General features: G+C 34.1%; 26 protein-coding genes and 1 pseudogene. 3 read left to right on the forward strand and 24 right to left on the reverse strand.

Annotated elements, in window-relative coordinates; translation table 11 throughout:
* The 12 genes and pseudogenes from T513_RS12360 to T513_RS0106695 form a co-directional block, all read right to left on the reverse strand.
* Nucleotides 1-124 (reverse strand): annotated as a pseudogene (locus T513_RS12360) (IS200/IS605 family transposase); the annotation flags it as partial.
* Between the two features lie 209 nt (nt 125-333).
* Complete coding sequence (gene rpsR / locus T513_RS0106640; RefSeq protein WP_029071399.1) at nt 334-564, reverse strand: 30S ribosomal protein S18; 231 nt, start codon at nt 562-564, stop codon at nt 334-336.
* A 15-nt stretch (nt 565-579) separates the two neighbouring features.
* Entirely contained in the window at nt 580-1,095 is a 516-nt protein-coding gene (locus tag T513_RS0106645; RefSeq protein WP_029071398.1) for a single-stranded DNA-binding protein, read from the reverse strand.
* 17 nt (nt 1,096-1,112) lie between these two features.
* The gene (gene rpsF / locus T513_RS0106650; protein ID WP_029071397.1) at nt 1,113-1,400 is read right to left on the reverse strand and encodes a 30S ribosomal protein S6; all 288 of its coding nucleotides are present in this window, start codon (nt 1,398-1,400) and stop codon (nt 1,113-1,115) included.
* 121 nt (nt 1,401-1,521) lie between these two features.
* Nucleotides 1,522-2,157 (reverse strand): 2-C-methyl-D-erythritol 4-phosphate cytidylyltransferase, encoded by a 636-nt coding sequence (ispD, locus tag T513_RS0106655; protein WP_029073287.1) that lies wholly within the window; start codon nt 2,155-2,157, stop codon nt 1,522-1,524.
* Between the two features lie 113 nt (nt 2,158-2,270).
* Nucleotides 2,271-2,459, reverse strand: coding sequence for a hypothetical protein (locus tag T513_RS0106660; protein WP_031589473.1), 189 nt, complete (start codon nt 2,457-2,459; stop codon nt 2,271-2,273).
* 11 nt (nt 2,460-2,470) lie between these two features.
* Entirely contained in the window at nt 2,471-3,070 is a 600-nt protein-coding gene (locus T513_RS0106665; RefSeq protein ID WP_155266077.1) for a hypothetical protein, read from the reverse strand.
* A 284-nt stretch (nt 3,071-3,354) separates the two neighbouring features.
* Nucleotides 3,355-3,579 (reverse strand): hypothetical protein, encoded by a 225-nt coding sequence (locus tag T513_RS0106675; protein WP_031589476.1) that lies wholly within the window; start codon nt 3,577-3,579, stop codon nt 3,355-3,357.
* 310 nt (nt 3,580-3,889) lie between these two features.
* Nucleotides 3,890-5,758 (reverse strand): hypothetical protein, encoded by a 1,869-nt coding sequence (locus T513_RS0106680; protein WP_031589478.1) that lies wholly within the window; start codon nt 5,756-5,758, stop codon nt 3,890-3,892.
* Between the two features lie 5 nt (nt 5,759-5,763).
* Nucleotides 5,764-8,052, reverse strand: a complete 2,289-nt coding sequence (locus T513_RS0106685; RefSeq protein WP_031589481.1) for an ABC transporter permease — start codon at nt 8,050-8,052, stop codon at nt 5,764-5,766.
* 4 nt (nt 8,053-8,056) lie between these two features.
* Nucleotides 8,057-8,755 carry an ABC transporter ATP-binding protein gene (locus tag T513_RS0106690; RefSeq protein WP_031589483.1) on the reverse strand — a complete coding sequence of 233 codons (699 nt, stop codon included), beginning with the start codon at nt 8,753-8,755 and terminating at the stop codon, nt 8,057-8,059.
* Nucleotides 8,756-8,885: 130 nt separating this feature from the next.
* Nucleotides 8,886-9,317 (reverse strand): Dps family protein, encoded by a 432-nt coding sequence (locus T513_RS0106695; RefSeq protein WP_031589484.1) that lies wholly within the window; start codon nt 9,315-9,317, stop codon nt 8,886-8,888.
* Nucleotides 9,318-9,442: 125 nt separating this feature from the next.
* Here T513_RS0106695 and T513_RS0106700 point away from each other — a divergent pair, with 125 nt between their 5' ends.
* Together T513_RS0106700 and T513_RS0106705 are read left to right on the forward strand one after the other, a co-directional pair.
* A complete protein-coding gene (locus T513_RS0106700) occupies nt 9,443-10,297 on the forward strand; it encodes an AraC family transcriptional regulator (RefSeq protein WP_029071391.1) in 855 nt (284 codons plus the stop codon).
* Nucleotides 10,298-10,343: 46 nt separating this feature from the next.
* Nucleotides 10,344-10,904 carry a manganese efflux pump MntP gene (locus tag T513_RS0106705; protein WP_031589485.1) on the forward strand — a complete coding sequence of 187 codons (561 nt, stop codon included), beginning with the start codon at nt 10,344-10,346 and terminating at the stop codon, nt 10,902-10,904.
* Nucleotides 10,905-11,293: 389 nt separating this feature from the next.
* Here the strand turns inward: T513_RS0106705 and T513_RS0106715 are convergent, their stop codons facing one another.
* The 10 genes from T513_RS0106715 to ychF all read right to left on the reverse strand — a co-directional run bounded on the left by T513_RS0106715 (nt 11,294) and on the right by ychF (nt 20,069).
* Nucleotides 11,294-12,079 carry an ABC transporter ATP-binding protein gene (locus T513_RS0106715; RefSeq protein WP_031589488.1) on the reverse strand — a complete coding sequence of 262 codons (786 nt, stop codon included), beginning with the start codon at nt 12,077-12,079 and terminating at the stop codon, nt 11,294-11,296.
* Nucleotide 12,080: 1 nt separating this feature from the next.
* On the reverse strand, nt 12,081-13,094 hold the full coding sequence (locus T513_RS0106720; RefSeq protein ID WP_031589490.1) for a FecCD family ABC transporter permease: 1,014 nt from the start codon (nt 13,092-13,094) through the stop codon (nt 12,081-12,083).
* Nucleotides 13,081-14,079, reverse strand: a complete 999-nt coding sequence (locus tag T513_RS0106725; RefSeq protein WP_031589492.1) for a FecCD family ABC transporter permease — start codon at nt 14,077-14,079, stop codon at nt 13,081-13,083. Before T513_RS0106725 ends, T513_RS0106720 begins: the two co-directional genes overlap by 14 nt.
* Nucleotides 14,057-15,055: an iron-siderophore ABC transporter substrate-binding protein gene (locus tag T513_RS0106730; protein WP_031589493.1), complete on the reverse strand. Its 999-nt coding sequence runs from the start codon at nt 15,053-15,055 to the stop codon at nt 14,057-14,059. Before T513_RS0106730 ends, T513_RS0106725 begins: the two co-directional genes overlap by 23 nt.
* A 99-nt stretch (nt 15,056-15,154) precedes the next feature.
* A complete protein-coding gene (locus T513_RS0106735) occupies nt 15,155-15,961 on the reverse strand; it encodes a transporter substrate-binding domain-containing protein (protein ID WP_029073041.1) in 807 nt (268 codons plus the stop codon).
* Nucleotides 15,958-16,695 (reverse strand): amino acid ABC transporter ATP-binding protein, encoded by a 738-nt coding sequence (locus T513_RS0106740; RefSeq protein ID WP_031589495.1) that lies wholly within the window; start codon nt 16,693-16,695, stop codon nt 15,958-15,960. Before T513_RS0106740 ends, T513_RS0106735 begins: the two co-directional genes overlap by 4 nt.
* A gap of 1 nt (nt 16,696) precedes the next feature.
* Nucleotides 16,697-17,371 carry an amino acid ABC transporter permease gene (locus T513_RS0106745; RefSeq protein ID WP_031589496.1) on the reverse strand — a complete coding sequence of 225 codons (675 nt, stop codon included), beginning with the start codon at nt 17,369-17,371 and terminating at the stop codon, nt 16,697-16,699.
* A complete protein-coding gene (locus tag T513_RS0106750; RefSeq protein ID WP_031589497.1) occupies nt 17,352-18,011 on the reverse strand; it encodes an amino acid ABC transporter permease in 660 nt (219 codons plus the stop codon). The genes T513_RS0106745 and T513_RS0106750 overlap by 20 nt, the downstream gene beginning before the upstream one ends.
* 229 nt (nt 18,012-18,240) lie before the next feature.
* Nucleotides 18,241-18,969, reverse strand: a complete 729-nt coding sequence (gene srtB, locus T513_RS0106755) for a class B sortase (protein ID WP_031589498.1) — start codon at nt 18,967-18,969, stop codon at nt 18,241-18,243.
* Nucleotides 18,969-20,069, reverse strand: coding sequence for a redox-regulated ATPase YchF (gene ychF / locus T513_RS0106760; protein WP_029071379.1), 1,101 nt, complete (start codon nt 20,067-20,069; stop codon nt 18,969-18,971). Before ychF ends, srtB begins: the two co-directional genes overlap by 1 nt.
* Nucleotides 20,070-20,172: 103 nt before the next feature.
* Here ychF and T513_RS0106765 point away from each other — a divergent pair, with 103 nt between their 5' ends.
* On the forward strand, nt 20,173-20,643 hold the full coding sequence (locus T513_RS0106765; protein ID WP_031589501.1) for a phosphatase PAP2 family protein: 471 nt from the start codon (nt 20,173-20,175) through the stop codon (nt 20,641-20,643).
* On the opposite strand, the gene T513_RS0106770 is transcribed toward T513_RS0106765, so the two are convergent.
* Both T513_RS0106770 and T513_RS0106775 read right to left on the reverse strand, forming a co-directional pair.
* Nucleotides 20,614-21,447, reverse strand: a complete 834-nt coding sequence (locus T513_RS0106770) for a hypothetical protein (protein WP_031589502.1) — start codon at nt 21,445-21,447, stop codon at nt 20,614-20,616. The genes T513_RS0106765 and T513_RS0106770 overlap by 30 nt on opposite strands.
* An 81-nt stretch (nt 21,448-21,528) precedes the next feature.
* Nucleotides 21,529-21,726, reverse strand: a complete 198-nt coding sequence (locus T513_RS0106775; protein WP_029071376.1) for a DUF951 domain-containing protein — start codon at nt 21,724-21,726, stop codon at nt 21,529-21,531.
* Nucleotides 21,727-21,728 lie beyond the last annotated feature (2 nt).

Below are 21,728 nucleotides of genomic sequence, written 5' to 3' on the forward strand. Positions count from 1 at the left end.
TACCAATTTCAATTCTTCTATAATCATAAAATGCTGTTCTCCTGTATTTAGGGGCAAACACCACATGATATTTACAATTCCATTTTGTATGTGATAAACTATGTAAGTCATCTGTATATGACATAAAATCCCTCCTGTATTCAATTGCGCAGTTGGCAGACCGCACAATCATTATACAGAGGGGATTTTATCATTTACAATACCTTTACCACTTCACTGAAGTCTTAAAACAACCTCACAGCATAGCTGTGGGTTTTATTGTTTTACAAAAAGAGCTGATCAACATTGATCAGCTCCTTTTCTCATGTTTTATTGAACACTATTAAATGATTATTATTCTACAACGTATGGTAATAATGCCATCTGTCTAGCACGTTTGATAGCTCTAGCTAACTGTCTCTGATATTTAGCTGAAGTACCAGTTACACGTCTAGGGATGATTTTACCGTTTGCAGAGATGAATCTCTTTAATAATTCTACATCTTTGTAATCGATATATTCGATATGGTTTTTAGTAAAGTAACATACTTTTCTTCTACCCATTCTCTGTTTTCTATATGCCATTATTGTATCCTCCTGTTAGAATTGAATATCGTCTTCCATAATATTGAAAGTATTCACTGAATCATTGAAATCACTTTCTAGATCCACTGTCTTCATATCATAGAAGTCATTGTTCTGGTTTTGTGTTTTTGGTGACTGAGAATTCTGGTTTCCACCATAGAAATTATTCTGAGGAACAGCGTTTTCGTGATTCTGCTGATATCTTTCTCTAGAAGCTTTTGTTTCTAAGAACTGAACATTATCAGCTTGAACCTCTACTACAAAGACTCTCTGTCCTTGTGCATTATCATAGCTACGAGAACGAAGTCTTCCATCGACTCCTACAAGCGATCCCTTTGAGCAGTACTGTGCAACATTTTCAGCTGCCTTGTTCCAAACTACAACTGGGATAAAGTCAGCTTGCTGACCATCCGCACTATTATAGTTACGGTTAAGTGCAAGCGTAAAGCTTGTAACAGCAGTTCCGTTACCAGTTCTTCTTAATTCTGGATCTCTTGTCATTCGTCCAACGATGACAACTCTATTCATCATAATTATTCACCCTCTTATTAGTCACGACGTAAAGTTAAATGACGTAATACATTAGCGTTGATACGTGATAAACGTTCAAATTCAGCTACGTTAGCAGGTGTAGTGTGTACATCAAATACAACATAGTAACCTTTAGTATAATCTTTGATTTCGTAAGCTAAATCACGTAAGCCCATTTCTTCGCTCATGTTGTCAACAACACCTTCACCTTTAGTTAAGATATTCTTGAAGTTTTCAAGAAGAGTATTTCTTGCTTCTTCTTCAACATCAGGCTTAACAATCATCATAATTTCATACTTGTTCATTCTGTTTACCTCCTTTGGTCTATACGGTCTATTTTCATAGACAGGCTGTAAATATAATTTACATGCTCAATCATAATAGCATTCTCTTACAAGAAAAGCAACGATTATTTCGAGAAAATTATTATCTAAGATCTTCTTTTGTCGTGATCTTTATATTATCGTAATCTCCTTCTACTACATAGACATTTTCTCCCATGATTTCTACCATAGAAGCATCATCAGTGACACTTACCTGATGCACTTTAGCATAGTCATGAGCCTTAATAATAAGAGCTGTTTTAAACGACTGTGGTGTCTGTGCCTGATAGAGTTCTTCTCTTTTCAAGGTGTTAACCACCTTCCCATCTACCACTCTTTTAATGGTATCTTTACATCTTACCATTGGAAGACAGGCATCACATGAAGATAATGTATCCACAATACGATCAAGAAGCTCCTGTGACACATATGGTCTTGCTCCATCATGAATCATGACATAATCTTGATTAACTGCCTTTAATCCTTCAAATACGGAATCCTGTCTTTCTTTTCCCCCATTGACAAATACCATTCTTTCTTCATTAAGAAGATTCTTAAAATCCTCTCGTTCTTCCATTTTAGAAACAATGATAATCTGTTTACATCTTTCATCATTAAGAAAAGCTTTTACGCTTTTCTCATAGACAGTTTCTCCATTAAGTTTAAAAAACATCTTATTATATCCTAGACCTGTTCTCTTACCACTTCCAGCACATAGGATGATTGCACTATAGTTCATAATTCCACCTCCCTCTTATTCTAACATATAAGACGAATCCTAATGATTCGTCTTATTATTAATTTCTGAATTTATAATATTCTCATAATGAATACTTCCTGGTTGGTTGTCACTTAGCTTCTCTTCTTTCTATCATGAATAATCTTTATAAGAGAATAGATAAATAAAATAGGAGCAGTTATTCCTGTGATATACCACCAGAACTTATTGTTAGTATTTGTACCAAACCATATTGTGATTGCTAAAAGAATACCTACAGGGATAAAAACAATGTCTTTCATTAAAAAATTAAATATCTTCATAATGATTTCTCCTAATAATTTGGTCTTGTAGACATAAACCATCCACCATTACCAAGTGATCTTGTCTTTGACTTGTATTTTTTAGATGCAAGAACTATTTTCATATAAAGCTTTCTATTAGCATATCTAGAAGAAGCATCGTTACGTCTTTGTAAAGTGAATGATACATAACCACTTACATAGAATTTTCCTGCGTAATGAGATAGTATACCTTGTGTTGACCATGCATTAAGAATATTCTTAGCTAAAGCGCTAACTGCTGATTTCATTGTTGCCATTGAAATACCTGTTATTGTTGCAGCACCAATAATTGCAGGTAAAGCTATAATAGCTCCAACTATAATTGATACATCTTCAATTGTAACTTTATAGTTGTGCTTGAAATTGCCAGCATTCCAATAATTCTTAGCCACCATAAGCATTGATCCATAATTATTGGTAGAAATAGTATCTAAAATGTTTGAGGTTTGTTCAGAATCCATTTCAACGTAGCCTACTACCTTGCCATTCACCTTGATTACGTTATCAAATTTATCATATATGATATCGTATTCAATCTTTAAGCATAGAAACTCTATTATAGTACCTGCATTGTGAAACCTTATAATCATACGTGTCGAATATCATTATAGCATTTTTTTCATGCGCATAAGATGGAGTCAATAAGGAAGAGAAAATAAGACCAATTACAGCCAAAAAACAAAACCATTTTTTCATAAAAAATCCTCATTTTTTCAAATTAAATTGTTAATTATATTATAGCAGGCCTATATATTTTTGAAATCGATATTATAGTTTTTTAAAAATTAATGAAATACATATTATTTTAATAGATAAAATATTATTTTGAAGGAGATAGATAAAATCCTTGCTTCCTTCATATATGATCAGGATTTTATTTATTCAAGTTCTTTTCTTCTTTGACTACTTTTTTCATCTCTCTGCTTTGTTTAATGCTCATTGTTAATGAATAGACAAATAATATTAAAGAATTAATACCTGCAATATCCTTCAGAAATTTTATGTCTGTATATTCTCTTAGAATAACCAAAATCAATAAAACAATTATAACTGGAAAATAGACAGCATCTCTTAACAAGAAATTCAATACTTTTTCCATTATTGTTCTCCTTAATATACTGGACGTGTCGGTTTCCACCAACCGCCGTCTTTATATTTACAATGTTTAAAGTTTGTTCAAAATGTAGGCTACGACCTTGCCATTCACCTTGATTACGTGATCAAACAAATCATATAGGATATCGTATTCAATCTTTCCACCTTTAAACACGGAAACTTATAGTCGTACATATTGCGTTTTTTATAAGCATAAGATAGAGTCAATAAAGAAGAGAAAATCAGACCAATTACAACCAAAAACCCTCATTTATTCATATTAAAACAATCATAATATTGAAAAGACGAATCATTTACGATTCGTCTTTCTTGATTTCATCTGTTTCAATAATAAAACGTACACTTGATTTCTGCTGATCCATTTTACCTGAATAATTATCATAAACATCAGCTTCTCTTATTGCTTTTATCTTTTTGATAAACTCTTTCTTCTTACCAGTAGAAAGAGAAGCTAATTGAGAAATGCCTTTTTCATGGAACAGTGTCAATCCCTGAGCGAACTGTCTCATTCCTTTTGCTAGAGACTGATAGCCATCTTCTAATTGTGGAAGATGTTTACAAAGTGTATCAGAACCATCACTTAACTTCTTGCTCATCTTGGCAATCTTCTGATTCCCTTCTTTATATGCTTTCATTGCTTTCGCAATCTTTTCACTTCCATCAGCCAAAGCATTGACTTGTCCCGCTAAATCCTTTACTGATGATTCATTTGGCAATGTTTTTCTTAATTCATCAACATCATTTTTCATGTTGTCGAGCAATTTAGTTAAAGATGACATATCCACCTTCTTAACATCCTTACAGGCATTATAAATATGTGAGTAACTATCAGAAATCTGTTTTAATGTTTCACTCTCTTTAAGACTGCTTTTTAATAAAGAAAGCACTCTTTCTTTTTTATCCTCTGTCAACGATGTTTCATTAAGCACATTCTTCATCTTCTCTTGAATATCATTGTAAACACCATTGGCTAACTGTTCCTGTGTCTTTGATAAATCTTCCTTTTCGATCACATCAAGCAGTTTCTTATAAGAAGCTATTCCATTCTTCATTTCAGAAAGCTTTTCACCAAGTTCTTTTTCTTTATTGCTTAAAGATAAAATCTTCGACATTGTTTCTTTAGAAGAAGACTTCTTCAATACCTGTACAGCCTTATTAAAATTAGTAGTGCCCGTTTCAAGTTCAGCAGATTTACTGCTCATTAAAGATAGGGCCTCACTTAACTTCTTAACCGCATTGTTAATTGTTCTTGTTCCCTTTGTATACTGAGAAAGTCCTTCTCCAAAGGCACCTGATCCTTCAACTAATTTTGAAGCATTGTTGACGAGTTGAGAAGAATGATCATTCAATGTGTTCAAGGCGTTCTGTAAATCTTCAATTTTATTAATTGGAGACATCTTTATATTCTTAAACAATCCAGATGTCACAATATGACTTGAAAAGTCTAGCTGGAAGTCTTTAGCGGTTGCACTGACTTCTATGAAGTCAGGGATGTCAGAATCATTCAATGATTCTGATAATCCGGGACTAATCAGTCCTGCAACCATATGCTTGTTTTCATAGTCCATGACTTTTCCATTTTTCACTTTAATATGGTCAAAGTGATCTTCAGATAATGACAACATGGAAAGAACAGTAAAAGGTACATAAACCTTGTAGCCATTCATCGTTCTTTCTTCATTGTTTTTATAGTCAACACGAATCTTGACCTGTCCACTTTTCCCTTGTATTTCATTAGGGCTAACCTGTTTACCATCAAGGAAATATGACAATTTAACATCCACCGGAAGCTTCTTTGTGCTTGTACCCGTATAGCGAATAGCCTCATTGTGGTTTTGCCAAAGTAGAGTACCGTTCTTTAAGTTAAACTCTTCATCCCCTTCTTTATTTTTAATTTTGGACAATATTGTCTGATCTTTAATAAGGTCACTCTTATCTTCTTTTTTTAGAGATACATCTACCTTAATCTTTTTTATATTACCAAAAGCATCTGCTTTCACATTAACTGTTTCCTGTTTAGAAGAAGAATCAATGACTTTCTTTCCTTCTTCATTTAAAACAACTACACTATTCTTTTTTTGAACCCTCTCTCTGCTTTTCCCTTTTGAAGATGTACATCCTACAAGAGTTAAAGAAAGCAGAAGACATAACAGCTTTTTCATTCTTATCACTCCACATTCTTTAAAGCCTCACTCATTGAGACTCTCTGTATTTTTCTATATTCCATGATAGCGACGACAGTATATGTCAATACACCGTATATAAACATTTTTATGTAGACTATTTTATTGATATCAAATGGAATCCATCCTGACATTTCAGTCTTCATCATGGCTATAAAGACAGGCTTAAGTAAATAATATTCCAAAGGAATAGAAACTATGATACTTAATAGTACGACCAATGAGGTAGCTAGTATATAAAGCTTAGCTGCTTCTCTATTAGAATAGCCAAGTATCTTTATAATGGAGATGGACTGTCCATTCTTTTCAATAATGACTTTTGATAACAGATAGATGATGACCATAAACATAACCAAAGAGATTCCTTGTACTACCGACATCATCTTACCCATTGAAGCGTCAAGCTGTCTTGATATTTTTGTGACAGTATCAAAATCAATGATAGTAGCTATATTCTCTTTTTTAATATCAGTAATGGGTTTATCGCTAAAGTATCCTGAAAAATACTGACTTCCTGTCTTTAAGATATCTTCATTCAGTTTTTCTTGATCCATAAAGACACAGACACTTCCAGGATAATTATAGATACCCTGTACTTTTAATTTATATGTCTTCTTTTCATACGGCTCATGCAAAATAATTGTATCGCCTTTGTCATAACCGTATTTTTCATGATAAGAAGATGAAATATAAACACCATCTCCCTGATGATCAATATTCACATAACGACTCTTTTTATGTATGCCATAAACCATGACATCTTCTTCTTTAGCACCACTCTCTTTTGCTTTTAATGAACAGGCACTAAACTTCTCTGCCTCCTGATCAGTTTCAACTTCTCTTTGATAACTGAGAAGTGAAATCATGGATTTAAGTTTATCTTCACTTTGGATAGATGAAGGGACCTTTAATATATACTGATAATCAGCAATCATCTGACTCTTCATCACATCCTGATAATTATGAATCATATCTGGTAATGCAAGTGCAAATAACAATAGTAGATTAGCAAAGAGAATACCAACAAAGATCACAATATAGCTTCCTATATTCTGAAAGATAATACGCATACGAAATCTTGTAAAAAATGGAATATGTCGCGGTAAATACACAGCATGTTTTCTCTTTGATTTACTTAAATCTCTTTTTATTAACTTCAACACTGAAAGAGAAAGCTTTCTTCTTAATGCCACATAGTGAATAACAATCATCAAGATAAGTGGTACAACCGTTGTTTCCACTAAAGCGCTAATACTCCAGATTGTCTTATAGCTTGTTAATGAGTAGCTATTATAATAAAGAGAAGCCATTAATGTCTTAAAGTAAGTATAGCCTAGAATATTTCCTACTAGACAAGATATCAATGTTACTATCATCGGTGCACTCATATAATGAAAGATCAGTTCTTTGATTGTATATCCTGTTGCTCGAAGTGTTCCAATAACATTTGCTTCATTCATGATGGTATCAGATATCATCACCACAAATACAAATGCCATAATGATAATCATGATATAAAGAAGCATCATAACCATCGCTCGATCACTTCCCATATCTGAACCAGTAAATGTGATTGCCTGATTCTGATATCGTGGAACATAATCATCTAGACTTGTTTCTTCATTGATAACTTTTAACAGATTATCCGCAGCCTTCTTTTCATCCTTTATCTTTTTATTATATTTCCATGCATAACAATATTTCATCTGTGAACGTGTTAATTGATTGAATGTTTTCTCATTAACAACGCCTACCCCAAATTTAATAGCATCAAACATTGAATCAGAATTATTTTCAAAAAGGGCACTATAATCAGATAATGCGACAAAGCCTACGATTTTCCATTTATTATCAAGATAATTACCAATGGATAAATGATTGTTTTTCGCATATAAACGATCAATCGCAATTTCTCCTTCTTTTCTAGCTAAACGTCCTTCAAGAACATCCACTTTATTAATAGTATGTCGTTGTTTAAAGATTCTTATTTTAGAAGAAGAAAGAGTTCTTTCTACATAAGGAAGATCATAGATTGTTACATGTCTTGAAATGTTTTTTCTTTGCGCTTCATTTAATGGATTCTTTGTCATAAAATGACCATCTTCTATATTATATTTATCAAAGCTGTCATTATATGCCTTCAGCATGCTTTCATCTGCCACAAAGAATCCTGAGCACAAGGAAATAGTTCCTACTAACAATAAAAAAATAACAATGTACTTAGACCATCCATTACGGATTTCTCTTGGTATTCTTTTCATTAACGGACTCATAGTATCACCACTCGATCTGCTTGATGGATACTTTCTTATTAACCTGATCACTCAAGATCTCACCATCTTTAATACGCACAATATGATCTGCCATATGAGCTAATGCATCATTATGAGTGACCATTAGGATAGTTGTCCCATACTTCTCATTAATATCCTCTAATAATCCAAGAATATCTTTTGACGTCCTATAATCCAATGCTCCAGTAGGTTCATCACAAAGCAAAATCTCAGGATTTTTAATAACAGCCCTTCCAATAGAAGTACGCTGCTGCTGACCACCAGATAATTCATGTGGTAATTTATTCTGATGTTCATATAAACCAAGCACTCGTAAAAGATAATCTAAATCAAGAGGATTATCACTCAAATAGGCTCCTACCTCAATATTCTCCCTTACCGTCAAATTAGGTATCAGGTTATACATCTGAAAGATATATCCCAGATGAAATCTTCTGTATTTTGTAAGGTCTTTTTCTTTCATCTGAGATATATCTTTACCATCAACAAATATCTGTCCCTCATCACAAGAATCAATACCCCCGATGATATTTAACAAGGTCGATTTTCCACATCCTGATGGTCCAAGCATAACGCAAAGTTCACCTTTATTTAGACATAAGTCAATTCCTTTAAGGACATGAACAAGGTTTTCATCCTGCCCATATGATTTCTTCACATTCTTCAAAACTAAAAATTCCATATTCTCACCTCTTACAGTTAGTCATCACTAACTACCATAGGTATATCATACCTGTAAAAAATTAGCAATATAAAATTAGCAATATAATTTTGCTTTATAAAACAAAAAAAAGACTGTCAAATGACAGTCTTTACATCATCGTCTGTTCAATCATCCAGATGACTTTCTTATAGGCTGAAATATATTCATCCATTGATGAAGAAATCTGATAAGAAGATACTTCATCAGCTGCTTCTTTAATAGAAACAACAGCATCTAATAAATAATGAAAATCATTGCATAACTCTGTATAGACAGCTTTTACATCAGTGTTAAATTCACCTTTTGCTTCTTTGATAGAAGAATTGTTCTTAAATTCTTCTAATGTTGCAACTGGATGATATCCATTCATAAGCATAACTTCCGCAACATCATCAATCTGCGCATTGATCATATTATAATATTCTTCCAACTTTCCATGTGTCTCTAATAATGTATGACCAGCGATATACCAATGAAAGCTCTGTAATTTATGATAAAAGACAACGAGATCTGATAAATAAGCATTTAATTTACTTTCCATATTTTTCCTCCTTTTTATGAGCACTTTCTGTGCTTTCCTTGTATTTACATGATATGATTTTTATATCTCATTTTATAGCAGTATCTTCTTTATAATTAATACAATCTTGTACGAAAGGAGTATTTATGCATAGAGTAAACAACCTGCATCCTATTTTTGTAGGAACAGAATGCAATGAAGAAAATCATAAAGCATTGACTCATCTTCATTCTTATGTAGAAATCATCAAATCTTTAGAAGACCATCTTTCTTTACGTATTGATGGAAAAGAACTTGAATTAAACAAAGGTGATATCTGTCTTATTAATCAAAGACATCATCATCAGATTTTTAACAAGAAGAATCATTCTTGTCTAAGAAAAAGTGTCATCTTTGATCCCTTTGCCTTAATTCGTGAAGAACGTATTATTTCTTCATATCTTGATCCCATGTTAAAAGATCCTTCTTTAAATTATATAATCTTTGATCATAGACATCCTTCCAATCAGGATTTAAGTAAAATCATTGAAAACATGGAACATAGTCTACATGAAAAAAGCAGTGGCTATATTCTAGAAGTGATGTCTTTACTGTTTTTATTATTGCGTATTATCTATTTATCTTATCTTCAAAGAGAAGACAATCTTTCTCTTATTGATTATGATGAACAGATTCAACGTCGTATGACATCTTATATATATGAACATTATCAAGAAAAGATTTCTCTTGAGGATATCGCCAACATTGGACATGTCTCCATCAGTAAATGTTCAAAGATGTTCAAGAAATATGTGCAGATGTCTCCGATTGACTTCTTAAACAACTATCGTCTAGAAGTCAGCAGTAAACAGTTAAAAGAAACAACCAAGAGCATCTCTGAAATTGCTCAAGACTGTGGATTTTCTCAACAGAGCTATTTTAATAGATTATTTCTAAGAGCATACCACTGTACACCACGTCAATATCGTATTGACAAATCACCAAGAAAAGTGTACGTTTAAAGCACTTAAACCAGGCGATACCTGGTTTTTATCTTGGAGGATTATCATGTTAATAATTAATGCAATACTATTAGGAATAGGTTTAGCGATGGATGCGTTCTCTGTATCTTTAGCCAACGGGTTAAATGAACCACATATGAAAGTAAAAAAGATGTCCAAAACATCCTTTGTCTTTGGTTTCTTCCAGTGCTTTATGCCACTTATTGGATGGTTATGTGTACATACCATCATTCATTACTTTAAACAGTTTGAAACATTCATTCCTTGGATTGCCCTTATCCTATTAGGATACATCGGTGGAAAGATGCTTATCGAAGGTATTCGTGGTGGTGAAGAAGAAACAGCTGTTCTAACTAAATCTACTTTACTACTTCAAGGTATTGCGACAAGTATTGATGCCTTATCGGTTGGCTTTACTATCGCTAATTATAATATGGTTAATGCATTCATTACCTCATTCATTATCGGTATTGTAACATTCGCAATCAGCTTTGCAGGTTTACATATTGGAAAAAAATTTGGTACAAAGCTTTCTGGTCGTGCTTCTATTCTTGGAGGTATCATCCTTATTGCGATTGGACTTGAAATCTTTATTTCAGCACTATAAAAAGGTCATAATTTATGACCTTTTTTTCATTACTCTCTTAAAAACAAGCACAATCACAAGACATACAATCAGATTAATAATAGCTGGACTAATCGTCAATAATGCACTCACATCAGCGGTAAAACTTATTGCTTGATGTTTTATAAAAATCAAATAACTATAATATAAATAAAATCCAATATACAAGATAACAGTAAGAATCAACGGCGATACCAGCAGTAATCTTGGAAGCTTCTTATTTTGATAAGAGTCAAAGATATACTTTATTAATAGAAATATCGTCCATAGGATCAATAAAATAGTTAAAATCATGATTCTCCTCCTCATAACTATTATTTTATCATATGTATAATAGCTTTTAGAAAAGATATCATAAAAAAATAAAATTATTATTGATGATACTGCCCTTTTGGTATGACAAAAGGAGAATGAGCGATAGGATCTTCTATAACTTTACAATCTAATCCATAGACTTCTTTCATTAATTCTGAAGTAATGATTTCTTCAGGTTTTCCTTCTTTGATGAGTTCTCCTTCTTTTAAAGCATAAATATAATCCGCATATCTTGCAGCTAAATTGATATCATGCAAGACCATCACGATGGTCGTATTTTTCTTCTTATTGATTGTCATAAGACTATCCAATATTTCTATCTGGTAAGAAATATCAAGATAAGTTGTAGGTTCATCCAGAAGCAGAATATCTGTATCTTGTGCAAGAGATAAGGCAATCCAGACACGCTGTCTTTGTCCACCTGATAATTCATCGACGTTTTTATCATGTAGATCTTCAATATTCATCATGGATAATGATTGATGAACAATATCAAAATCTTTTTTGGTAAGTGAAGAAAACATCTTCTGATAAGGATATCTTCCTCTTAAAACAAGATCCATCACACTAATACCTTCTGGCACTACTGGATTTTGTGGCAATAAACCTATATGAGTTGAAAGAGTCTTTGTCTTATAGCTAGATAAAGACTTTTCATCAAGAGTAATCTGTCCTTTTCTTGCATCAAGAAGTCTCGCAAAGCTCTTTAACAATGTAGATTTCCCACAGCCATTGGCACCAAGTATGACACTGATTTTTCCAATGGGTGGGGTCATACTGAGATTCTTGACAATATTTTCTTCATCATATCCTAAATATAATTGTTCAGCTTTAATTTGCATATTACTGAACTCCTTTCTTGTTCATCATGAAAATAAGATAGAGCAGATAAGGTGCTCCAAGCATTCCTGTTACCACTCCTACCGGATAGCGAGAAGACAAGCCATATTGAGCAATCAAATCCGATGCCAATACAAGAATCGCCCCTATGCAGGCAGTGGCAGCCATATTGTTTTTTCCATTGCGAAGAATTCTTCCAGCAATCGGTCCCGATAAAAAGGATACTGATGCAATAGGTCCAGTAATGCTTGTCGCAAATGCGACAAGCATTAACCCCACAATAACAAGACTGATTCTTAATGTTTTAGTGTTAACCCCAAGTGAGACCGGAAGTTCTTCTCCTAAACCCATTACGCTTAATCCATTATTCATTATAGCTATAAGCACACAGGCAATGATGGTTACTATAAGCAATGAGAACGCATCGTTCATATTTACGGTATTTAAGCTTCCTGAAAGCCATCTTAAGGCGTTTCCTACATTATATTCAGAAGCTCTAATCAACATCCAGGAAATCATTGCACTAAGCATTGCGCGCATGCCTATTCCAATAAGAATAAGGCGGTTATTGGAATATCCATGATGATAAGATAATAAGACAATAAGCAAAGAAATAAGCATACCAAATATGATCGCAATAAGTGAAACGATTAGCCCTGAAAGCTGCAAAATCAAAATAGCGAAAACCGCAGCTACGCTTGCACCAGTCGATATGCCAAGCATATCAGGACTGGCGAGCGGATTTCGCAGCAGCTTTTGAAAGATGTTTCCTGCTAAGCCAAAGCAGATACCCGCTAATAGTCCAATAATAACGCGAGGCAAGCGTAGTGTGGTAATCACAAATGCGCCTTCTGTTTCACCATGAAATAAAACATTATAGATATGTGAAAATGAATAGATTGTTTTTCCATAACTTAATCCGATATACATCAATGCGGCTATGATCATTATGAGAAACATGACTACGATCAGGTATTTTTTCTTTTTCTTGTAGTAGTTTCTTCTATGTAAATCCATACTTCTTCACCTTTCTTACAATCATGATAAACACCGGGGCTCCTAGAAGAGCCATAATGATACCTACTTCTATTTCAGCGCTGCCGCCGACAAGTCGGCCGATTATGTCGCTTGAAAGAAGGACAGCGCTGCCTAATAATGAGGAAAAGAGAAGGACTTTTTTCATAGCATTTCCACAAAGGAGACGAACAAAGTGAGGAATCATCAATCCTACAAAGCCGATTGGTCCTGCTAATGCGGTGATGGAGGCACAAAGCAATACGCCTACAATTGTGGAAAGTACATAAATAAAACTTACATTGATACCAAGACTTGTGGCCATTTCATCTCCTAAAGCCATGATGTCTAGCGATGATGAAAGAAGATAGGCAATAATCAAGGAAACAATAATCACTGGCAAAACAGTCATAATATCCTGCCATGAAGCCTTGGAGAGACTTCCTACCTGCCAGAATCGAAAACGATCCATCAGCAAGCGATCTTTTAGCATCAGTGCATTGACAATCGACTGCAAAGCTATACTCATTGCTGCACCAGCTAACGCTAACTTGATAGGCGTCATGCCGCCATATCCAAATGATGATATAAGATAGACACACACCATTGTCAAAAGTCCCCCGACAAATGCGAGTACTAGTGATGAGATGCGGCCAACTTGAGAGAAAGACATTCCCATAATGACAAATAAGGCAGCTCCTGTATTGACACCAAGAATACTAGGATCCGCAATGGGATTTCTGGTAATTGATTGCATCAGTGCCCCTGAAACGGATAATGAACATCCTGCTAATAAAGCAAATATTGTACGTGGCATACGTGCACGTACAATATTGACTTCATTATTGACAATCGAAGAATCAAAGGCCTCTATCACGCTCTTAAATGAAACTGTGACTTTTCCAAGCATAAGAGATAGAACTGCCATTATGAGTGTAAGCAATACAATCAATAGAAAAAATGTACTAAGCTTTTTTGGCTGCTTCATTGATAACCTTTAAGTAATTATCAAGATTATGAGGAATAGACAGAATACTTGGTGTCGTTCCTGCCGCAAGTTCTGAATCACTGCTTAAAAGAACTACAGCGCCATTCTTGATGGCTGGAATCTGTGAAAGCAATGGATCACTTTGCATCTTTTTAAGTAGTGCTTCATCTCCATATGTAACAATAAGTTCCACATCTTTAAATGTACTTGCTTTCTCCCTGCTTACTGTAAGAGAGAAATCTTTAGAATCAATTGATTTAATGCTTTCTGGTACTTCCAATGATAAATCCTGAAGATAAGCTGCTCTTGGGTCTTTTAATGTGTAGACATAGAACTTACTTAAATCTTCTGCACTAAACCACATGAAGGCACTCTTCTTCCCTTTTAGATCAGGATAAGAAGAAAGCTTCTCTTTAATCAATGTTTCTGTCTTTTTAACAAGTTCTTCTCCTTCTTTTTTCTTTCCTAAAGCCGTAGCGTTTTCAATTGTCTGATCACGCCAAGTTGTCTGCCAGGCATTCTTCTTATAAGGCAATACCGGAGCAATCTTGCTTAATGTTTCATATTCTTCCTTAGTCATACCTGAATAAGAGGCAATAATAACATCTGGTTTTGTTTTCGCTATAGCTTCATAATCCCATCCATCAGTATCATCAAATACAACTGGATTGTTTTCTCCAAGTTTCTTGAATGCCTGATCAGCCCATACATGAAGATGATTCTTTGTTTCTGCACCATAATTAGAACGAGAAACACCTACTGGGACAATCCCTAATGCTAAAGGGGTATCACCGTTTTCCCATCCTATCGCTGCAACACGTTTAGGTTCTTTCTCAATAGTTGTTGTACCAAAAGCATGTGTCAAGGTAAGTGGATACTGATCAGTTGAAGAAGTAGATGACTTCTTGGTAGAACTGCATCCCACTACGGACAATGCCAATAAGATTGATGACAACATCGCAATTACTTTTTTCATAGTTCCTCCTTAAAAAAAGTTAGTCTAAACTAATTCTACTGATATATATTTTATATTCAAGTAAAGTGATAAAAAAAAGACAGGGTTCTTTGTCCCTGTCTATTTAATAACAATTGTGCTCTTGTATTCTTTACCGTATACAGATGCTAATGTCTTATCATAATCTTTTGAGAAGAAGTCTTCTTTATTTAATGATTTGATTTCATTATCAATCCATTTCTTAAGATCACTATTTCCCTTTGTAACAGCTGGTGCAATCTTATCCTGTGAACCAAGTGTTGGAATACCTACAGTGAATCCTTTTGTGCTCTTAGCGAATGATAATACTTCAGTATTGTCATTAAGCCATGCAGCACCATTACCATTTTCTAATGCGTTTTTAGCATTAGCATATGTATCATATTTCTGTAAAGGAATATTTGGATAATTCTTTGTAACATATGTTTCAGCAGTTGTACCTGAGATAACGATTAATTTATCGTTCTTGTTCCAATTATCTAATGAAGTGATAACTTTTTTTGTTGGTGAAACAACACCAAGTGATACGTTCATGTAAGGTAAAGCGAAATCTACTTCTTCTTTTCTTTCATCAGTAACTGTGAAGTTTGCAAGAATGATATCTACTTTATTTGTCTTTAAATATTCAATACGATTGGCTGCTTCAGTGGATACAAGTTTTACTTTTACACCTAAATCTTTACCTATTCTATTAGCAAGTTCGATATCATATCCCTGATATTTTCCATTCTTGTCTACATATCCAAATGGATGTTTATCGGAGAATACACCAATCTTGATTGTACCGTCTTTCTTAATATCATCTACTGAGCGATAGCCCTGTTTTGCACATCCTACAAGACCTACCGTTAATAATAGCGCAAATAATGTTCCTAAAATCTTTTTCATAATCTCTTCCTCCTTTTATATGTTAAATTCTGTAAAAACTGTTGTGCTCTTTCTGTTTTAGGATGAGTAAAGAAGTCTTCTGGATGTCCTTCTTCAACAACTCTTCCTCCATCAATGAAAATAATACGATCAGCTACGGCTCTTGCGAACGCCATTTCATGTGTGACAATGACCATTGTCTTTCCTTCATCCGCAAGATCTAAGATTACATCTAATACCTCCTTGACCATTTCTGGATCTAATGAGGCAGTAACTTCATCGAATAGAAGCACTTCCGGATGCATACACAAGCTTCTCACAATAGCGACACGCTGTCTTTGTCCTCCAGATAATTCATGTGGAAAGCTTTTGGCCTTATCTTTTAATCCTACACGTTCAAGCAAGGACAAAGCTTCCTGTTCAGCTTCTTTTCTTGATCTCTTTTGTACAATACGTGGTGATAATGTCATATTGTCTAACACATTGAGATGTGGAAAGAGCTCATAGCTCTGAAAGACCATACCAACATTTTCTCTTAAATGTGTTTCACTCTTGATAGGGGCATCATGGAAGGTAATTTCTCCTTCATCGATATCTTCAAGACGATTTAAACATCTTAGCAATGTACTTTTCCCACTACCTGATGGTCCAATAATCAATGTCACTTCTCCTTCATTGATCTTAAGATCAAGATCATTGAAGACTGTAAAATCACCATATTTCTTTGTGACATGTTCAAGTGATAAGATGGTCATATTAAATCCTCCATTTCTTTTCTAGATAACGTGCCAATATGCTTATTGGATAACATGAAATAAAATAAAGCATAAAGACTACAAGATAGATGCCAAAGGCACCATTAGGACTGGCAAGTCGATTTGTTTCAATGATCTGCTGGGATACTTTGATAATATCTACTACCCCGATCATTAATAATAGACTTGTCGTCTTGATCATTCTGGTAATCAGATTCATCGATAATGGAATCAATCGTTTGGCAATCTGTGGAATCACAACGTGAATATAGACTTGTCTAGATGACATTCCTAATGCCAGACCACTTTCATATTGATGATGATCCATTGAAACAATAGCGCCTCTTACTAAATCACTCATTTCACCTGTTCCCCACATTGTAAAGACAATGATAGAAGCCATCTCAGGAGATAGATTAATCGCAAATGCTCTTAATCCAAAGTACGCGATAAACAAAAGGACTAGCTGGGGCATAATCTGAATAAAATGAACATAGCCTCTCATTATTGTTCTAATAAGCGGATGTCCTTTTACTTGAGCGATACCTAAAATAATCCCTAACACTAATGAAAGAACGACTGCGATGGCACTAATATACAAGGCAAGCGTAAGACCTTCTAACAATCGTGAAAGATTTTGTCCTTGAAATAATAGATCAAACCCCCATTTTGCCATATGTCAGCCTCCTTTCTGCCAAGTGTCCAAGTAGTATGACTGGCGTCAATATCAATAAGTAGAACACGACCAGAAGAAAGAGTGCTTCTGTCGTTTTATAGTAGAGTCCAATCAGATCCTTCGCTGTAAACATAAGGTCCATGAGACTAACAGCACTTAATACACTTGTCTCTTTTAACATAAAGATCATATTGGCAACCAATCCTGATAAAGAAGCTCTGAGCGCCTGAGGTAAAATCACATAACGCATTGTCTGCTTTTTATTCATTCCTAGTGCCATGGCACTCTCTACCTGACTCTCTGAAATTGATTCAAGTCCTCCCCTAATTGACTCACACATATATCCTCCACCTAAGAAGCTTAATCCAACTATGCCACAGACCAGTGGGCTTGTTGCAATGCCAATCTTAGGCAATCCATAATAGATAAAGAATAACTGTATCATTAATGGTGTATTACGACTTACTTCTACGTAGAAGGAAATAATGCGTTTTAAGAATGGTATTCTATAATACAAAATCATAGAAGCAATCATGCCAATAAGTATTGCAAGAACAATGGATGATAATCCAATTCCCGCACTCAGCAATGCTGCCTTTAGATAAAGTGGCAGATACTCTAGAATAACATCAACTCTCATACCTCTTCCTCCTTAGCAACACAATATACCTATTAACCCAGTATGTCAATAGGTTTGATAAGAAATTTAAAAGGATGCTTGCGCATCCTTGTTTGTATTATAAAAGAGAAAGGCATGTGAATGATTCAAAACAGGATTCAGATAAAGAAAAATAGCCTTTCTCTTTACTACTTATATTATAACACCATTATTTTCTATAAATAGTTTTTATTGACTCATTGAAAAAAGACTATCCTTTATGGATAGTCTTTGATAATCGAGCAAATACAACGCTTCGCCAGTTGGTATCATGCGTTGCACAAGTAGAAAGCATAATCAATGGTGCTTTCTTCGTACTGACTTGTCTGTTAGCTAAAGACGCGCTTACAAGTTTTTTTATGAATGATCCATATTCAATATTATTGCGATAATAATTGGTATCAGTTGCATCTAATCTATTGAATGAGAAGATATCATAAACATTGACACTTCCATCAGGAAGATAGATATAAGCAATCGGATGATTATTCATAAAAGACTGTTCACTAAATTTCTTTAATTGACCAAACATGGATCCGTTGTTCATATTGTGACCATAGATGATTGTATTTCCATCCTGGAAGTTCTTATTGGATATTTCATCTAAGAAAATAGAACCAGCGAAAGAATAAGCTTTCTTATAGTTATGATGTAAGTAAGTATCATTTGACTGACCTTTTAATATTGGATAATCAGCTACATCTTTGATATAGAGCCATCCTACAATATCTTTATTAAGTCGTCTTAAATAATTAAAATCAATTGTACGAACATTTGAAGCTTTATGCTTCTTTTCTGTTTTTACAACTTCTTTTACAAGGACATCATTATCATGATCTACTTTCCAGTATTTATAGTAGGTATATCCAAGGTTGAATCCACTATATAGAAAGACACATAAAGCAATCAGAAAAACAATTTTCAGTACGATATTTTTCATTAGACATTAAACTTGAAGAACATGATGTCGCCATCTGCTCCCTTATAAGTCTTTCCTTCCTGTCTGATTTTTCCAGCTTCTCTTAGAGCTGCTTCGCTCTTATGAACCATTAAATCATCATAGCTGTAAGTTTCAGCTCTGATAAATCCTCTCTGGAAATCTGTATGGATGATTCCAGCCATTTCAGGGGCTGTCATACCATCTGTAAATGTCCATGCACGACATTCATCTACACCTACTGTGAAGAATGTCTTTAAGTTTAATAAAGCGTATGTTTCTCTGATTAATTTATCAAGACCACTTTCTTCAATGCCTAAGTCTTCCATGAAGATAGCTTTATCTTCATCTTCAAGAGCAGCTAATTCTTCTTCAATCTTAGCGCAGATTGGTACGACATCTGCTCCTTCATTTTTAGCATATTCTACAAGAGTATTAAAGAATGGGTTATCCTGTGGATTTTCAATATCTTCTTCCCCCATGTTTGCGACATAGATAATTGGCTTAATAGTTAATAAGTTATAATTCTTTAGCCATACTTTTTCTTCTTTAGAGAATTCTAAAGAACGTGCTGGTTTAGATGCTTCTAATGTTTCCTTTAATTTTAATAGAACATCTAATTCTTCCTTAGCATCCCCATCTCCAGTCTGGGCTTTCTTTTCAATCTTGCCAATACGTTTTTCTACTGTATCTAGATCAGCAAAAATTAATTCTAAGTTGATTGTTTCTACATCTCTTACTGGATCTACACTACCATCTACGTGAGTAATGTCCTTATCTCTAAAACATCTTACTACTTCTACGATCGCATCAGTTTCTCTGATGTTTGCAAGGAACTTATTACCAAGTCCTTCACCTTTAGACGCACCTTTGACAAGACCTGCGATATCTGTAAATTCAAATGTAGTTGGAACAGTTTTCTTTGGTTTAAAGATTTCTACCAAGTCGTTCAATCTATGATCAGGTACTTCTACAACCCCAACATTTGGATCAATTGTCGCAAATGGATAATTGGCTGCTTCAACCTGTGCGTTTGTAATTGCGTTAAATAAAGTTGATTTCCCGACATTAGGTAAACCAACGATTCCTGCTGTTAAAGCCATTGTGATTCACTCCTTTTTTTCGCCCTTTATTTTATTATAGTTTGTTTCAAATTGCAATGAACAAAGACATGTACAAATAATAGAGTTGTGCTATACTTAGGGCATGAAAACATTCTATATTAAACTTAATAAATTTATTATCTCTACAAAATGTAGAAAGATTGTAAATTTTCTCATAACTTATAGCATATTACCTTTTATTATTATCTATCCAATAACATTGCTCTATCTGTTTCTTACTCATAGTCCATTGTTATTTGATACATTCTTTAAACCAGCATTTCTTTTTCTAGCGATTACGATTTCTCGTTATCTTATTAATAGAGAAAGACCTTATGAACGATATAAGATCAGACCGGTAAAAAAACACAAGAAGGGAAAGTCATTCCCTTCTCGACATAGTGCTTCCGCATTGATTATTGCCCTTATTATGCTAGATATCAATGCAACCCTAGGACACATTCTTATCATTTGTGCCCTCATAGTAGGACTTAGCCGTATTCTCGGTGGACTGCATTATATCAGCGATGTTGCAGCTGGATTTTTATTTTCGATCATTCTTTATATTTTCTAATACACTGCCATGAGGATTTTCTAGAATATACATATCTTTTGATTCATCTACCATAAGCAGTGGTCTTTTTTGACGATATGTCTTTAATAAAGCAAATTCATCTGGGCTTTTTGTCTTATACCAAAGATAATAGTAGCCTTCGTTCATCTTATCTTCAAACCAGTCTTCATCAATTGTCTTTGAAGATAATCCAAAATAAACACATTTCTTTTTAAGAAGAGCCATTGTCTCTTCTTTTTCTTTTGTCAGTGTAATCATGATATTACGCAGTTTCATGATTTTTGACATGCGATTACTATCAAGATGATCTCCATCAGTGAAGAACACAAATGTACTGTGTGTATGTTCTTTTAACATATCTAGAACTTCTTCAGTAAGCGGCTCTTCAATAAGATAAATAAAGATACCTACTTCTTCTCCTTGAGTGATCATATCATCCATTTCTTCTAGATCATAATCTTCACTCATCCCAATGACCCATGGCCATCTTTTTCTTCCATAGATCTCTTTCATCTCATTACGTGTCTTACTACCAAAAATTCCTGCATATATCATAATATTTGTGACCAATTTCTTAGCGATTTCTGGATCTAGATCATGAAACAGATGACGAACATAGATATGGTACGGGTGATCTTTCTCTTCAATAGCTTTACGCACTAATGCCCTTTGTGAAGAGAACCGATCTTCACTTATTGAATCCACAAAATGCATAATATATGGCAAATATTTTTCTGGATCCTGATAAGCAAGATCTAATACTTTTTCAAAACCGTAGCGTTTAAATGTTTCTGCGATTTCCATTTTCATCATCTCCTCATATACATTATTTTAAAATAATGTGTTTTTTACATCAAGAAATGAAACACATAGAAGAAAAAAACATCAGCTTTCGCTGATGTTATGTTCAATGACTTTCTTAAGACGCTTCTCGAAATCTCTACGAGAAAACATGACGATGGCACCACAGCCAAGACATTTCACCTTGATATCTGCACCCATACGGATAATTTCCCACTGTGTAGATTTCTTGCAAGGATGGGCCTTCTTCATTTCAATTATATCATGTAAACCATATTCCATAG

It is taken from the genome of Kandleria vitulina DSM 20405 (assembly GCF_000702065.1).
Lineage (GTDB): Bacteria > Bacillota_I > Bacilli_A > Erysipelotrichales > Coprobacillaceae > Kandleria > Kandleria vitulina.

Excerpts from the sequence above, each read along its gene's own strand:
- T513_RS0106680 (WP_031589478.1), bottom strand. The coding sequence starts at position 5,758 with ATGAAAAAGCTGTTATGTCTTCTGCTTTCTTTAACTCTTGTAGGATGT.
- T513_RS0106705 (WP_031589485.1), top strand. The coding sequence starts at position 10,344 with ATGTTAATAATTAATGCAATACTATTAGGAATAGGTTTAGCGATGGAT.
- T513_RS0106695 (WP_031589484.1), bottom strand. The coding sequence starts at position 9,317 with ATGGAAAGTAAATTAAATGCTTATTTATCAGATCTCGTTGTCTTTTAT.
- T513_RS0106645 (WP_029071398.1), bottom strand. The coding sequence starts at position 1,095 with ATGATGAATAGAGTTGTCATCGTTGGACGAATGACAAGAGATCCAGAA.
- ychF (WP_029071379.1), bottom strand. The coding sequence starts at position 20,069 with ATGGCTTTAACAGCAGGAATCGTTGGTTTACCTAATGTCGGGAAATCA.
- T513_RS0106665 (WP_155266077.1), bottom strand. The coding sequence starts at position 3,070 with ATGATTATAAGGTTTCACAATGCAGGTACTATAATAGAGTTTCTATGC.
- T513_RS0106690 (WP_031589483.1), bottom strand. The coding sequence starts at position 8,755 with ATGGAATTTTTAGTTTTGAAGAATGTGAAGAAATCATATGGGCAGGAT.
- rpsR (WP_029071399.1), bottom strand. The coding sequence starts at position 564 with ATGGCATATAGAAAACAGAGAATGGGTAGAAGAAAAGTATGTTACTTT.
- T513_RS0106750 (WP_031589497.1), bottom strand. The coding sequence starts at position 18,011 with ATGAGAGTTGATGTTATTCTAGAGTATCTGCCACTTTATCTAAAGGCA.
- T513_RS0106720 (WP_031589490.1), bottom strand. The coding sequence starts at position 13,094 with ATGGATTTACATAGAAGAAACTACTACAAGAAAAAGAAAAAATACCTG.
- ispD (WP_029073287.1), bottom strand. The coding sequence starts at position 2,157 with ATGAACTATAGTGCAATCATCCTATGTGCTGGAAGTGGTAAGAGAACA.
- rpsF (WP_029071397.1), bottom strand. The coding sequence starts at position 1,400 with ATGAACAAGTATGAAATTATGATGATTGTTAAGCCTGATGTTGAAGAA.
- T513_RS0106725 (WP_031589492.1), bottom strand. The coding sequence starts at position 14,079 with ATGAAGCAGCCAAAAAAGCTTAGTACATTTTTTCTATTGATTGTATTG.
- T513_RS0106700 (WP_029071391.1), top strand. The coding sequence starts at position 9,443 with ATGCATAGAGTAAACAACCTGCATCCTATTTTTGTAGGAACAGAATGC.
- T513_RS0106775 (WP_029071376.1), bottom strand. The coding sequence starts at position 21,726 with ATGGAATATGGTTTACATGATATAATTGAAATGAAGAAGGCCCATCCT.
- T513_RS0106675 (WP_031589476.1), bottom strand. The coding sequence starts at position 3,579 with ATGGAAAAAGTATTGAATTTCTTGTTAAGAGATGCTGTCTATTTTCCA.
- T513_RS0106685 (WP_031589481.1), bottom strand. The coding sequence starts at position 8,052 with ATGAGTCCGTTAATGAAAAGAATACCAAGAGAAATCCGTAATGGATGG.
- T513_RS0106745 (WP_031589496.1), bottom strand. The coding sequence starts at position 17,371 with ATGGCAAAATGGGGGTTTGATCTATTATTTCAAGGACAAAATCTTTCA.
- T513_RS0106660 (WP_031589473.1), bottom strand. The coding sequence starts at position 2,459 with ATGAAGATATTTAATTTTTTAATGAAAGACATTGTTTTTATCCCTGTA.
- T513_RS0106740 (WP_031589495.1), bottom strand. The coding sequence starts at position 16,695 with ATGACCATCTTATCACTTGAACATGTCACAAAGAAATATGGTGATTTT.
- T513_RS0106765 (WP_031589501.1), top strand. The coding sequence starts at position 20,173 with ATGAAAACATTCTATATTAAACTTAATAAATTTATTATCTCTACAAAA.
- T513_RS0106715 (WP_031589488.1), bottom strand. The coding sequence starts at position 12,079 with ATGCAAATTAAAGCTGAACAATTATATTTAGGATATGATGAAGAAAAT.
- T513_RS0106730 (WP_031589493.1), bottom strand. The coding sequence starts at position 15,055 with ATGAAAAAAGTAATTGCGATGTTGTCATCAATCTTATTGGCATTGTCC.
- srtB (WP_031589498.1), bottom strand. The coding sequence starts at position 18,969 with ATGAAAAATATCGTACTGAAAATTGTTTTTCTGATTGCTTTATGTGTC.
- T513_RS0106770 (WP_031589502.1), bottom strand. The coding sequence starts at position 21,447 with ATGGAAATCGCAGAAACATTTAAACGCTACGGTTTTGAAAAAGTATTA.
- T513_RS0106735 (WP_029073041.1), bottom strand. The coding sequence starts at position 15,961 with ATGAAAAAGATTTTAGGAACATTATTTGCGCTATTATTAACGGTAGGT.